Genomic DNA, 13367 nt, shown 5'->3' with positions numbered 1-13367 from the left:
TATATTTTATACTCTTTTGAAAATAGTGTCAAGAAACAAAGATCACTCAAAGGGGTTATTTTTAAGAATTCAAAAAAAGAACCTCTAAAAGGTTCTTTTTTGAATAGATTTCCCGCTTAATTCATTTATTATTCAATATCTTCATCATCCATCAAGTTTTCTTCGATGTCTTCAGGTTCAGCAACAATCTTACTCGCGGCATTCTTTTCACGTATTTCTTTTTCGATGGCATTGGCAACTTCTGGATTAGCCATCAGATATTCTTTTGAATTATCCCGGCCTTGTCCCAAGCGTTGTTCATTATAAGAAAACCAGGATCCCGACTTATCAACAATTCCGAAATCGACACCGACATCGAGTAGATCACCTTCTTTGGAGATTCCTTTGCCATACATGATGTCAAACTCTGCCTGCTTAAACGGCGGTGCAATTTTGTTCTTGACAATTTTAGCCCGGGTCCGGTTACCAACAATTTCAGTACCCTTTTTCAGGGATTCAATCCGACGGACATCGATTCGCACTGAAGCATAAAATTTAAGTGCCTTTCCGCCAGTTGTTGTTTCTGGATTACCAAACATGACTCCGATTTTTTCTCGCAACTGATTAATGAAGATCGTTGTCGTGTTCGATTTTTTTATTACCCCGGTCAGTTTTCTCAAAGCCTGAGACATCAAACGAGCCTGGAGTCCCATGTGGGAATCGCCCATTTCACCGTCAATTTCAGCCCGGGGCACCAAAGCCGCAACGGAGTCAATAACCACAACGTCAATGGCGTTACTTCTGACCAGGGCTTCAACAATTTCCATGGCCTGTTCACCGGTATCCGGTTGGGCCACCAGCAAATTGTCAATGTCAACCCCCAATGCTTTTGCATAGGTGGGATCCAGCGCATGTTCGGCATCAACAAAGGCGGCATTTCCGCCAGCTTTTTGGGCTTCGGCAATGATATGCAGAGCGATCGTCGTTTTACCTGAAGATTCCGGACCATAGATTTCGACAACGCGTCCCCGGGGGACACCGCCGACACCCAGTGCCATATCCAAACCGATGGAAGAGGTTGAAATGACTTCCACATTTAATTTGGCCGCATCATCACCCAGACGCATTACGGCACCTTTGCCAAAACTTCTTTCAATATTTTTCAGAGCCGCGTCCAGAGCTTTTTGTTTATCTGTTAATTCTTCATTATTATTTGTTTTCGTTTTTTCAGCCATTTGTAACCATCCTATTCTTTATTAGAACATTCGTTCTTGCTCTTTTTTTATTATATCTATTTTATTTGGATTTGTCAACTATGGTTTTTCGAATCAGATGAAAGACTTTATTGGCAGTTTTTTGTTGGACAATTTTTCGGTCACCATTAAAGTGATAGTGATAAACGTCGGTTTTTCCGTCAAAGCAAACCCCGATATAGACAAGTCCCACCGGCTTTTCGGCACTGCCTCCATCTGGGCCGGCAATTCCGGTTACCGAAACACACAGCATCGCTTGCGAAATCTTTTGCAGGTTTTCACACATTTCTATGGCAGTTTCATTACTGACCGCGCCATATGTATCAAGCGTTTCTTTTTTTATCCCTAACAGATTGATTTTCGCTTCATTTGAATAGGTCACCAAACCGGTTCCGAAAATTTTGGAGATACCCGGGTATTCGGTCACTTGGGAGGCTATCAAACCGCCGGTACAGGATTCGGCGGTAGCCAGGGTGATATTTCTTTCCAATAATAGTTTACACACAGTGATCTGGAGCGAATCTTTAGAAAATGAAAAGATATTATCTTCAAATCGAGATAGCATAATCTCTTCATAGTGATCAAGTAAGGCGTTCATTTCATTTTCATCATTGCCGTTGGCAGTAATTCGGATCAGCACTTCGCCCATCTTGGCGTAGGTGGCAATGGTTGGATTGACCTGGGTATCGATCAGGTCCAACAGGCGATCTTCAGCTGCTGATTCGCCAATGTCCGATAAATTATAATAACGGGAGATCACCAGCTGATTATTGTCATGTTTTAAGATCGGTAAGACCGCTTCTTCAAAAACCCGGGTCATTTCTCGTGGTGGTCCCGGAAGCATGATAATCATCCGGCCCTGTTCTTTTAATAGAATCCCCGGAGCGGTGCCGCAAGGATTAAATAAGATCTCGGCACTTTCCGGGATGAAAGTCTGTTTAAGATTATTAGGGGTCATGGTAAACTCACGGTTGACAAAATATTGCAGCAGATCTTCTTTAGTCTTCTCATCCTGAATCAGCTTTTTTTTAAAAAGTTCCGCGATAACTTCTTTGGTTAAATCATCCTGGGTAGGTCCCAGCCCACCGGTTGTGATAATCAGATCACTACGGTTAAAGGCAATTCTGACCGCTTCTTCCAAACGTTTTGGGTTATCGCCAACGGTTGTGTGAAAATACACTGGAATACCTAAGAGGGACAACTCCCGGGATAAAAACTGGACATTGGTGTTAAGAGTATCCCCCACTAACAGCTCAGTGCCGACAGAAATCAATTCACATTTCATTATTTGTTTCCTTTCAAAGTGTTAACGGTTTTATGCACAATTAATTATTGCTCGATCCCTTACATAGAACGGAATACTTTTTTATTCAGGATAATGTAATCAATTCCGGAATACAAGGTCAGAATGGTAGCAACATACATCATAATCGTCGCCGCCGGGATATTGATCAGTGAGAATGGCCAGTTGCCAAAAAGAATCAGGATGATGGCAATCATTTGGGAAATCGTTTTGGCTTTCCCCCATTTACTGGCGGCAATGATAATCCCATCGGCGGCAGCCAATGAACGTAAGCCGGTGATGGCAAATTCTCGGGCAATGATGATAATAACCATCCAGGCTGGAACCGAACCTAACTGGACAAAACAGATCAGGGCTGAGCAAACCAGTAATTTATCTGCCAGCGGATCCATGAATTTGCCAAAATCAGTAACCAGGTTTCGACTTCTCGCCAGATAACCATCGAGACTGTCGGTTAACGAGGCGATAATAAACAAGGCGGCGGCAAGGGGCTGATGGTAGGGAAAATCGATCAGTAACGCTGCGATGAAGAAAGGAATCATGACCATTCTGACAACGGTAATCTTATTTGGTAAATTCATTTTCAATATCTCCTATCAAATCATATTCTAAGGCATTGACTATCTTAACGGAATAAAAGTTTCCGATTGTTAAGGGGGTATCGTTGCTGTCGACAAAAACAGTTCCGTCGATTTCCGGGGCATCACCATAAAAACGGCCAAAGCATGACTCTTCTTCCACGCCTTCGATCAGCACTGGCAGGGTTTTACCGATAAAACGCTGTTTATTGGCATGTGAAATAGTTTGCTGGGTGATCATAATTTCATTGTAGCGTTTTTCTTTTTCATCTTCGGAAATTTGATTGTCAAATTCAGCGGCCGGGGTATTTTCTTCCTGTGAATATTTAAATACCCCTAAATGATCAAAAGGCAACAGTTTAATTTTTTTAATCAGGTCGCCATGCTGCTCCGCGGTCTCACCCGGAAAGCCGGTGATGATTGAGGTTCGCAGCACCGCGTCCGGCAGATTCGTTCGGATTTTGTGAATCAGATCGCTGATTTGCGCAAAGCTCATCTTTCGGCCCATCCGTTTTAAAACCGTATCATTCAGATGCTGCAGCGGAATGTCGAAGTATTGGCAGATCGCCGGATATTGTTTGACAACGGCCAGCAATTTGTCGGTGATGCCTTCCGGGTAGAGATACATCATCCGGATCCAGGTGAAATTAAACTCCGTGGCAATTTTTTCCAGCAGTGCGGGCAGGTCTAAACCTTCATCCAGATCGCTGCCATAGGGCGCAATGTCCTGTCCAATCAGAATAATTTCTTTGATCCCTTTTTCCTGGAGGACGCGCAGTTCATTAAAAATCTCCTGGCTGTGGCGACTGCGGTATTTGCCCCGGATCTTGGGAATCACGCAATAGGTACAGCCGTGATCGCAACCCTCACTGATGCGGACGAAGGTCGACACCGTGCCGGCCGGGATATAGCGCCGGGCTTCGATGATGGTTTTATCAATGTCGCCGAAAAACTGCTGCGCATTCCTTTTTTCATCGTCACCGATCTGATCCGGCTGATCCGAATCAGACTTGGTTTCCAGAGCAGTGATTAAATCGAGAATATTGTCGAAATGACCAACTCCCAAAAATCCGTCGACTTCGGGTATTTCCGCTGCCAGCTCCTGATGGTATCGCTCGGCCATGCAGCCGGCCACAATCAGCAGTTGACATGACCCCGAATTTTTATACTCAACGTATTCCAGGATGTAATCGATCGATTGCTCTTTTGCCGATTGGATAAAACAACAGGTATTGACAATAATAATTTCGGCCGCTTGGGGATCATCAATAATATCATAATTTTTTTCTTCAATTAAACCCAGCATCATTTCTGAGTCAATGGTATTTTTATCACATCCCAAAGTCGTCATGTGAAGTGTCTTCATATTTACCTACTCTCTTTTCTTAAATTCATCTTCCGTAATTAAAATTTGCCGGGGTTTGCTGCCGTTGGGACCGGAAATAATGCCCCGTTCTTCGAGATCATCAATAATTCGTCCCGCTCGAGCATAACCAACCTGTAATTTTCGCTGGAGCATCGAGGTTGACAATTGATTGTATTCAAAGGCGATATTGAGGGCATCTTCCAGCAGAACGTCCCCTTCCCGACTTTGCGGTTTTTCTTCAGGTTCCTGGGAAATGGCTTCTTCGATGGCAGCATCATATTGCATCCCCTTTTTAATCTTCACGGCATCAATAACGGCATTGATCTCCGCATCGGATACGTAGGTACATTGTACCCGAGTCGGTTTCGATTGTCCAACCGGATAGTACAGCATATCCCCTTTTCCAAGCAGTTTTTCAGCCCCGCCGGTATCAAGAATGGTCCGGGAATCGGTGTTTGAGGCCACTGAAAAGGCAATCCGCGAGGGGATATTGGCTTTAATTAAGCCAGTGATAACGTCCACCGAAGGACGTTGGGTGGCGATGATCAGATGGATCCCGCAGGCTCTTGCCAACTGGGCGATCCGGCAGATGGCATTCTCACATTCTTTTGGTGAGGTGATCATCAGGTCGGCCAACTCATCGATGACAATCACAATCCGCGGCAGTTTTTTTGCGCCCGCTTGGGTCATCTGTTCGTTATAGCCCTCAATATCCCGGACGCCGGCTTCTTTAAAGAGCATATAACGATCGGTCATTTCTTTCAGCCCCCAGTTAAGGGCATAGGATGCTTTTTTAGGATCAGTCACCACCGGTATCAGCAGATGCGGAATGGCGTTGTATTGATTCAGTTCCACCATTTTGGGATCGATCATAATAAAACGCAACTCTTCCGGCGATGATTTAAAGATCAGACTGACAATGATGCTGTTGATGCAGACACTTTTACCGGATCCGGTCGACCCGGCAATCAGCACATGGGGCATCTTACCGATGTCGCCAATGACATTTTCGCCTGAAAGGGTTTTACCCAGGGCGAAGGTCAAGGGACTTTTGCTATTGATAAATTGCGGGGTCTCAATAATTTCCCGCAGGCCGACAATTTCCGAAATATCGTTCGGTACTTCAATGCCAACCGCCGCTTTCCCGGGAATCGGGGCTTCAATGCGGATATCGGAGGTGGCCAGACTAAGGGCTAAATCGCTGGACAGATTAACAAATTTATTGACCTTGACCCCCGGATCAAGTTGTAATTCAAACCGGGTAATACTGGGACCGACATTGACCTCGACGATCTTAGCTTTTACCCCAAAATTCTTCAAGGTCTCCTCGATGATCTTCGCTTTTTTAATGACATCATCTTTTTTTGATTTCTTTTTAATGGCCGGCGGGTTTAAAAGATCTAAGGATGGAAAGGTATATTCCGCAACGGCTGTTTCGAAACTGACGGCTGATAAGTCTAATACCTTTGTTTCATCATCAGCTTTTTTTTCTTTTTCTAATGCTTTATCAGAATCCTTTTTAGGGGATCCGAAATCGTCAAAGTTAGGTGGCTTTAAGAAGTTTTCATGAATTTTCATGGGCGTTTCCGGTTCATCCGCATCTTCTTCGATAAAACCAAAAGGATCTTGTTTGGTTTTCTTTTTTGCCGGTGGGATGACCCCCGTTACCGGTTCAAATAAAGGTTTCTCAGCGCTCTGATGAGGCTGATTAGACTCATTGATCTGATAGGGCTCAAACAATGGTGCATTGTCATCATAATCACCGACCATTGGGATCAATGTGGTTTCCGAGGTTCGTTCCTTAGTGGCTTTAACCTCTTGTTTGATTCGTTGTTTGTCCCGGATTACATCAATCCGATCTTTCAGGCGATCTTTAAGTGGCGGTGCGTTTTGACTTTTATCCTTGATTTGATTCAAATATTTTTTTAGCCTGTTTCGGAAAATGAAAATTAAGATAATTGCCGAACTTATAATAACCAGCAGCAGCGTGCCTTTGACAGCAAACAGTTTAATAAATAGCACTGCCAACAAAATCCCGATAATACCACCATATTGGCCGTACTGAGCTAAGCTGAACAGCTCAGGAATACTATAGTCCATCAGATTGGGGGCGTTAACTGTAAAGCCGATCATCGTGTTGACAAACAATAAAAAGACTAACACAAATGTTGTTGCCCAATCCTCAATTTTATTCAGACACAGCACCACCCCAAGGGTAACAATGAAAAGTGACATGAAAATAGTGAGCGCACCGAAACAATAGCTGAAGGCCAGGCTGACAAAGTTACCCACCATCCCGGCATTAAAGTCGATATAGGCATAAATCGAAAAGATTCCCAAAATAATTAAGAAGATCCCGATTGCCATATTGCTGATCGAAAATCGCTTCACCGTTTTGGGGGCAGATTTCTTTTTAGCTTTACTTTTATTTGATTTATTCTGATTTGTTTTTTTTGTAGTGTTTTTATTTGTTGCCATTATACTCCTCGAATTTAGGTTACACGAATTTATATGAGTCAAATTTAAATTATACGATCGTAATAAAAGATATGATAAAAGGTGCAGGTAAACCTGCACCTTGAGATTGTGTTATAAAGATAGGATTGGAAAGCGGTGCAGCAATCAATGAAGGTTCATGACTTTAGCTTACTTTTAATTATTTGCAGCGGATTATTTTCCAGAATGACCAAAGCCGCCATCGCCACGTTCGCTGCTAGCCAATTCTTCCGTGCTGAACACTTCTATAAAATCGGCTTTGACATACTCAGCAAAAACCATTTGAGCAATCCGCTCACCCGGCTCCAGCTGATACGGTTTATCTAATAAGTTTATCAAAATTATCTTAATTTCGCCACGATAATCGGCATCAATGGTACCAACCCCGTTGACCAGCGATAACCCATGTTTTAGCGCCAATCCGCTGCGGGCACGAATTTGGGCTTCAACACCAATCGGCATTTCTAAAAAAATACCGGTGGGGATCTGGTAAACCTTATGAGGCATGATGATCATTTTTGCTTCAAGATTTGCTCGTAAATCCACGCCTGAAGAACCAATGGTTTGATATTCCGGCAACGGAAACTGCGACTGGTTAAGTATTTTTATTGAATAATTCTTGATCATTATTATTCCTTTGGTAGCATTGCTTTTCGGGAAAGATTGATACGGCCCTGAGCGTCAATTTCCATAACCTTAACAGTCACTTCATCGCCGATTTTAACCACGTCTTCAACGGCGTTGACGCGTTCATTGGCTAATTTAGAAATATGAACTAAACCATCTTTACCCCCTGGCAGGGAAACAAAGGCGCCAAAATTCATGATTCGAACAACCTTACCGGTTAATACTTCGCCAACTTCAACTTCTCTGACGATGTTCTCGATAATTTCCTTGGCCCGGTTACCGGATTCGGTATCCACTGAAGCAATGAAAATTCGGCCATCATCTTCAATATCAATTTTAACCCCGGTATCATCAATAATCTTGTTAATGACCTTGCCGCCAGAACCGATGACGTCGCGGATTTTATCAGGTTTGATCTGGAAAATAATGATTCGTGGGGCATAAGGTGATAAATCTTTACGCGACTCGGCAATTTCTTCATTCATAATGCCAAGAATATGCAGTCGACCAATGCGGGCTTGTTCCAGTGCTTCGGTAAGGATCTGCTTGTTGATACCATCGATTTTAATATCCATCTGGATGGCAGTGATACCGTCAGCGGTTCCGGCCACCTTGAAGTCCATGTCACCAAGGAAATCTTCCATCCCCTGAATATCGGAAAGGATCGCCAGTTTATCATCTTCTTTGATCAGTCCCATAGCAATACCAGCAACAGGTGCCTTCAGAGGTACCCCGGCTGCCATAAGTGAAAGCGAGCTGCCACAAACACTGGCTTGAGAGGTAGAACCATTTGAGCTTAATACTTCAGAAACAACTCGGATTGCATATGGAAATACGTCTTCAGATGGCAGTACCGGAATCAGCGCGCGTTCAGCCAAAGCACCATGTCCGATTTCACGACGGCCGGGACCACGTGATGGTCGGGCTTCGCCGACACTGTATGATGGGAAGTTATAATGGTGAATATAACGTTTGGAGTCTTCATTCGATAAGCCATCCAGTTTTTGCACGTCACCAAGAACACCCAGAGTTACAACCGAAAGTACCTGAGTTTCACCTCGGGTGAACAATCCTGAACCATGGGGTCTTTCTAAAAAGTCGATTTTAGCGGTAATCTGACGGATTTCATCCATTTTTCGATTATCCGGACGAATGCGATCTTCAAGAATCATGCGACGAATTTCTTTTTTGACCAACGAATTAAGGACTTCGTCGATTTCGTTGCCCTGGTTGGGATATGTTTCAGAGAAATGTTCTTTTACTAAGTTTTTCGTTGCTTCAATATTGTCCAGTCGTTCCAGTTTATCAGCTGTTTTTACGGCGGTTGATAATTGATCGCCTAAGAAAGCGACAATTTCGGCTTTGATTTCTTCGGCTGGGGTGAACAGCGTATAAACCTGTTTTTCTTTGCCGACAACTGCGATGATTTCTTCCTGGAAAGCGACAATTTTTTTAATTTCTTCATGCGCCAGCAGGATCGCTTCCAGCATCAGTTCTTCAGAAACTTCATTGGCACCGGCTTCCACCATCATAATGGCATCTTTTGTTCCGGAGACAACCAGGTTCAGATCACTGATTTCGCGTTCAGCTTCATTGGGATTGATGACATAGTTGCCATCAACATAACCAACGGCGACAGCCCCGGTGGGGCCATTGAAAGGAATGTCTGAAATAGACAGGGCAATCGATGAACCGATCATCGCCGCAATTTCTGGAGCATTATCCTGGTCAACGGACATCACGGTGGCAACAACCTGAACGTCATTTCGGAAGCCTTTGGGAAAAAGAGGTCGGATCGGTCGATCCATCAGTCGGGAGTTCAGGATTGCCCGTTCAGTCGGGCGGCCTTCTCGCTTAATAAAACCGCCGGGGAATTTTCCGACAGAGTATTGTTTTTCTTCATAGTCACAGCTTAATGGAAAAAAATCCATGCCTTCGCGAGGCTTTTTAGAAGCTGAAGCGACTGCTAAAATTTCTGTTTTGCCATATCTGATCATCGCCGCACCTTTTGCAAGTTGTGCAACTTCGCCAATTTCCACCCGGAAAGGACGTCCCGCAATTTGAGTTTCAAAAATATTCATTCTTTTCTCGCTTTCTATTATAATTCACCAGAAGCGGTGCTTTAAGACTCCGTCTGGGTTGAAGACTGCAATCATCAGGGTTAGTTACCGCATTTTGATTGATGACCTTCAGGTAAAAAAAAAGGGCGGAATACTCCGCCCCAAATTATTTTCTTAAACCTAATCTTTGGATTAGTTCACGATATCGATTGATATCTTTGTTTTTCAGATAAGTTAATAATCTTCTTCGCTGTCCTACCAGTTTGAGCAGGCCGCGTCGTGAGTGATGATCTTTTTTGTGGATTTGAAGATGTCCGTTAAGATCATTAATTCGTGCTGTTAATAAGGCAATTTGTACTTCTGGTGACCCAGTGTCACCTTCGTGTGTTTTGTAGTCTTCAACTACCTGTGCTTTTAATTCTTTACTGATCATTTAAAATCTCCTTGTTTTTTAATTTAGCCATAGACCGAGTATTCTGTTGGAGTGTCAAAAAACTAAGTGAATGGTAATAACTTAATGAGTATATCATAAACATTTATCGTTGTAAATGTATTATTCAATAAAATCTTTTCTGATCTGGTCAATATCCATTTTAATTTGACTAATTAAATCATCGATCGAGTCAAATTTTATTTCATCTCTGATTTTTTTCTTAAATTCAATGGTGATTTCCTGATTATAAATATCCTCATCAAAATCGTAGATATAGGTCTCGATACTGAAAGGATGTTTTTCAAAAGTTGGGTTGAATCCCAAATTCGTCAGTCCATTTAAACATTTTCCCTGATAATGAACGTGGGTATAGTAAACGCCGGTACTCGGCAGGATGATTTTTTTATCTAGTTTTATATTGGCAGTGGGAATGCCAAACTGGTGACCCAGTCCCTTCCCTTGAACAACAACGCCGCTTAAGGCATAATCCCGGCCCAGAAAAGTCTTAACCTCATCCACCTGACCGCAGCTAATCAGTTCGCGTATAAAGGTTGAGCTGACCGAGTGCGTGTTAATGATAAATGGCGGTAGAATTTCAACTTCGAAACCATACTTTTTTCCCAGTTCTTTTAGTGTGGCTGTTGTTCCGGCTCCTTTATAACCAAAATTGTAATTGAAACCGACAACAACTACTTTGACATTGTATTTTTTTAAAAGATAGTCAGTGATGAATTTCTCTGGAGTTAATTTCATCAGCTTTTCGGTGAACGGATTCAAAAAAACAAAATCAACACCATACGCCCGAATCATCGCTTCTTTTTCAGCATTGGAGGTAATTAGCCAGGGCGTATAATTAGGAAAAATCAATTCCAGCGGGTGTTCTTTAAAGGTCATAACCCCTGTTTTACAGCCTAATCGTTGGCCGATTTTTTTTGTTTCTTCGAGTAATGCCTGGTGTCCCAGATGAACCCCATCAAAAAAGCCGAGGGCTAAAACAATTTTTTCTCCGCGATAAGTATTTGTTGTCATTGTTCACCTCACAGTAGTTTTGTCGGTTTAATATAGTTACCTTCTTCGTTCTGGACATATCTGCCCATCCCGATAAGCTGATCGCCATCGTATAAGCGCAGGGTTTCTCCCAGCTGAAAATTTTCCAGCGATTCATGGATATTCCATTGAAACAGCTTATTTCCATTGAGTAAAAACTTACGACCCTGCTCGGTTGCCCGGACGCAGGGATAACGTTCAAGTGAATACTCCAATGGGAAAAAAAGCGGTGTACTCGGGTTGTGGTTGACGATTGCATCAATCTCAGTCAGGGTTAAAGCGTCGTCAATGCTGAAGCTGCCAACGCGATGTCGGATCAGGTTTCCCATGCATCCCAACGTCCCCAGGGCACTTCCGATATCACGACACAGTGAGCGAATATAGGTTCCCTTAGAACAGGTTACCCTGATTTTAGCTTTTTGGGACGCTTCACAAAACTCCAGCAGACTGATCCCGGCAACATGAACGTCCCGTTCTGGTATCTCCACTGTTTCGCCGTTCCTGGCGTAGTGATACAGTTTTTTTCCCTTCACCCGAATAGCTGAATAGATCGGTGGTCGCTGCTGGATATCACCCATAAACTGGGGGAGGATACTTTCAAAAGCGTCCCGGCTGATCCGCTGATCGCTTTCATTAATAATAGTCCCTGATAAATCACAGGTGTCGGTTTCCCGCCCGAGGATGACTTCTGCTTGATAAACCTTTTCGTGGTCAGTGATATATTCAACCATTTTTGTCGCCTGCCCAACGCATAAAACAAGAACGCCCTGGGCATCGGGATCCAGCGTTCCGGTATGACCAATTTTTTTTGTTTTCAGAATTTTTCGGGCCTTAAACACCACATCGTGAGATGTCATGCCTTTTTCTTTGTAAACATTGAGATAGCCATTGAAACTGTTAATTTTCTCCATTTTGACTCTCATAAACCTCCATCAGGTCACGTTTCAGTTCATTAATATCACCACTGAAATTAAAGCCTGCCGCCCGTTCATGTCCTCCGCCGCCATATTTTAAAGCAATTTCATGAATATCATAGGGGAATTTTGCCCGCAAAGAGACCCGGTATTCGCCACCGTCGATTTCTTTTAACAGTGCCGTGATTGAAACCCCGATCGTATTTTGACCCAGATTGGCTACATCGTCAGTGATGTTGATGGTACCGCCAAATTTGATGATCGTTTCATGGTCCAGGATCATCATCGCAATGGGCATACTATCGAGTATTTCCAGCGAATGGATGGCTGCTCCGGTCATTTTCATCTGATCAATATTCTTTTGCGTATGCAGTCTTTTGGAAAGATGGGCGTAGTTAGTTTTGATGGCATACAATTCACTGGCAATTAAATGCGTGTCAACCGTCACATTGGAAAATTGAAAACTACCGGTATCGGTGGTGATTCCGGTGAAAACAGCATCAGCCATTTCTTCGTCAAATTCCACCTGCAGACCTTTTAAAATGCGAAAGACGATTTCAGCAGTTGCTCCGGTAATTTCGACAAAGTTAAGATCACCATAATGAGCATTGCTTTTATGATGATCAATAACCAGTTTGGTTTTGGCCGCGGGCATTTCGGCCGGTGAATAGGCAAAACTGCTGCTGGAGCAGTCTAAAAAAACGATGACGTCGTAGCTGTCCTGCAACGATTGATTAAAGTACTGAATTTCATCAAAGAAAACCAGTTTGTCCTCAAGCGGCAGGTCAATATAATAATCAACGGTTTTGTTCAGTTGCTTCAAACCCTTACCCAAAGCCACTGCTGATCCAATTGCGTCGCCATCGGGTTTTTGATGAAGCAGAATTAAAAACCGTTGATTATTATGAAAACAATTTAATATTTCATCAGGAATCTTCTTCATTCTGATCCTTCAATTCTTTATCGTCCTTTAAACTTTTTAAAATTGATTCAATGTGCATACCATATTCAATCGAATTATCAATTTCAAAGATCAGCGCTGGTACAGAATGGACTGTAATTACCTGACCAAGGCTGGATCTTAAGAAGCTTTTGGCATTATTCAATAATTCAAGAACAACTTTTTTCTGATGATCATCACCAAAAATACTGACATAGACGGTCGCTGTCTTTAGGTCCGGAGCCGCTTTGACCCTGGTAATACTGACATTGCTGTCTTTAATCCGGCTGTCTTTCATTTTGTGAATAATGATTAAACTTAATTCTCTTTGAATTAAGCCGTTAATTTTTTCATTTCGATGAGATGCCATT

12 protein-coding genes are annotated in these 13367 nt (G+C 42.9%); all 12 read right to left on the bottom strand.

The annotated features are described in order from the left end of the window. Positions 1-128: 128 nt before the first annotated feature. Positions 129-1214, bottom strand: a complete 1086-nt coding sequence (gene recA / locus A3KS_RS0100280) for a recombinase RecA (protein WP_051355556.1) — start codon at positions 1212-1214, stop codon at positions 129-131. A gap of 61 nt (positions 1215-1275) precedes the next feature. Further along, entirely contained in the window at positions 1276-2517 is a 1242-nt protein-coding gene (locus tag A3KS_RS0100275) for a competence/damage-inducible protein A (protein WP_026393174.1), read from the bottom strand. Between the two features lie 59 nt (positions 2518-2576). Further along, complete coding sequence (gene pgsA / locus A3KS_RS0100270; protein WP_026393173.1) at positions 2577-3116, bottom strand: CDP-diacylglycerol--glycerol-3-phosphate 3-phosphatidyltransferase; 540 nt, start codon at positions 3114-3116, stop codon at positions 2577-2579. Continuing rightward, positions 3100-4479, bottom strand: coding sequence for a 30S ribosomal protein S12 methylthiotransferase RimO (rimO, locus tag A3KS_RS0100265; protein WP_026393172.1), 1380 nt, complete (start codon positions 4477-4479; stop codon positions 3100-3102). Before rimO ends, pgsA begins: the two co-directional genes overlap by 17 nt. Positions 4480-4485: 6 nt before the next feature. After that, complete coding sequence (locus A3KS_RS0100260) at positions 4486-6957, bottom strand: DNA translocase FtsK (RefSeq protein WP_026393171.1); 2472 nt, start codon at positions 6955-6957, stop codon at positions 4486-4488. Positions 6958-7149: 192 nt separating this feature from the next. Further along, complete coding sequence (gene dut / locus A3KS_RS0100255) at positions 7150-7602, bottom strand: dUTP diphosphatase (protein WP_035354734.1); 453 nt, start codon at positions 7600-7602, stop codon at positions 7150-7152. 2 nt (positions 7603-7604) lie between these two features. Next, positions 7605-9683 carry a polyribonucleotide nucleotidyltransferase gene (locus tag A3KS_RS0100250; RefSeq protein ID WP_026393169.1) on the bottom strand — a complete coding sequence of 693 codons (2079 nt, stop codon included), beginning with the start codon at positions 9681-9683 and terminating at the stop codon, positions 7605-7607. Between the two features lie 145 nt (positions 9684-9828). Then, entirely contained in the window at positions 9829-10095 is a 267-nt protein-coding gene (rpsO, locus tag A3KS_RS0100245) for a 30S ribosomal protein S15 (protein ID WP_026393168.1), read from the bottom strand. A gap of 120 nt (positions 10096-10215) precedes the next feature. Continuing rightward, positions 10216-11124 carry a bifunctional riboflavin kinase/FAD synthetase gene (locus A3KS_RS0100240; RefSeq protein WP_026393167.1) on the bottom strand — a complete coding sequence of 303 codons (909 nt, stop codon included), beginning with the start codon at positions 11122-11124 and terminating at the stop codon, positions 10216-10218. An 8-nt stretch (positions 11125-11132) separates the two neighbouring features. Next, positions 11133-12053 carry a tRNA pseudouridine(55) synthase TruB gene (truB, locus tag A3KS_RS0100235; RefSeq protein WP_035354787.1) on the bottom strand — a complete coding sequence of 307 codons (921 nt, stop codon included), beginning with the start codon at positions 12051-12053 and terminating at the stop codon, positions 11133-11135. Then, positions 12040-12999: a DHH family phosphoesterase gene (locus A3KS_RS0100230; RefSeq protein ID WP_026393165.1), complete on the bottom strand. Its 960-nt coding sequence runs from the start codon at positions 12997-12999 to the stop codon at positions 12040-12042. Before A3KS_RS0100230 ends, truB begins: the two co-directional genes overlap by 14 nt. Further along, positions 12983-13366, bottom strand: coding sequence for a 30S ribosome-binding factor RbfA (gene rbfA, locus A3KS_RS0100225; RefSeq protein ID WP_026393164.1), 384 nt, complete (start codon positions 13364-13366; stop codon positions 12983-12985). Before rbfA ends, A3KS_RS0100230 begins: the two co-directional genes overlap by 17 nt. Position 13367 lies beyond the last annotated feature (1 nt).

It is taken from the genome of Acetobacterium malicum subsp. dehalogenans DSM 11527 (genome assembly GCF_000472665.1).
Classification (GTDB): Bacteria; Bacillota; Clostridia; order Eubacteriales; family Eubacteriaceae; genus Acetobacterium; species Acetobacterium malicum.
This window is presented reverse-complemented; position numbering and strand designations above follow the sequence as displayed.

What these genes read in the sequence shown, in the direction of transcription:
- recA (WP_051355556.1), bottom strand. Translation starts at nt 1,214, where the DNA reads ATGGCTGAAAAAACGAAAACAAATAATAATGAAGAATTAACAGATAAA.
- A3KS_RS0100275 (WP_026393174.1), bottom strand. Translation starts at nt 2,517, where the DNA reads ATGAAATGTGAATTGATTTCTGTCGGCACTGAGCTGTTAGTGGGGGAT.
- pgsA (WP_026393173.1), bottom strand. Translation starts at nt 3,116, where the DNA reads ATGAATTTACCAAATAAGATTACCGTTGTCAGAATGGTCATGATTCCT.
- rimO (WP_026393172.1), bottom strand. Translation starts at nt 4,479, where the DNA reads ATGAAGACACTTCACATGACGACTTTGGGATGTGATAAAAATACCATT.
- A3KS_RS0100260 (WP_026393171.1), bottom strand. Translation starts at nt 6,957, where the DNA reads ATGGCAACAAATAAAAACACTACAAAAAAAACAAATCAGAATAAATCA.
- dut (WP_035354734.1), bottom strand. Translation starts at nt 7,602, where the DNA reads ATGATCAAGAATTATTCAATAAAAATACTTAACCAGTCGCAGTTTCCG.
- A3KS_RS0100250 (WP_026393169.1), bottom strand. Translation starts at nt 9,683, where the DNA reads ATGAATATTTTTGAAACTCAAATTGCGGGACGTCCTTTCCGGGTGGAA.
- rpsO (WP_026393168.1), bottom strand. Translation starts at nt 10,095, where the DNA reads ATGATCAGTAAAGAATTAAAAGCACAGGTAGTTGAAGACTACAAAACA.
- A3KS_RS0100240 (WP_026393167.1), bottom strand. Translation starts at nt 11,124, where the DNA reads ATGACAACAAATACTTATCGCGGAGAAAAAATTGTTTTAGCCCTCGGC.
- truB (WP_035354787.1), bottom strand. Translation starts at nt 12,053, where the DNA reads ATGGAGAAAATTAACAGTTTCAATGGCTATCTCAATGTTTACAAAGAA.
- A3KS_RS0100230 (WP_026393165.1), bottom strand. Translation starts at nt 12,999, where the DNA reads ATGAAGAAGATTCCTGATGAAATATTAAATTGTTTTCATAATAATCAA.
- rbfA (WP_026393164.1), bottom strand. Translation starts at nt 13,366, where the DNA reads ATGGCATCTCATCGAAATGAAAAAATTAACGGCTTAATTCAAAGAGAA.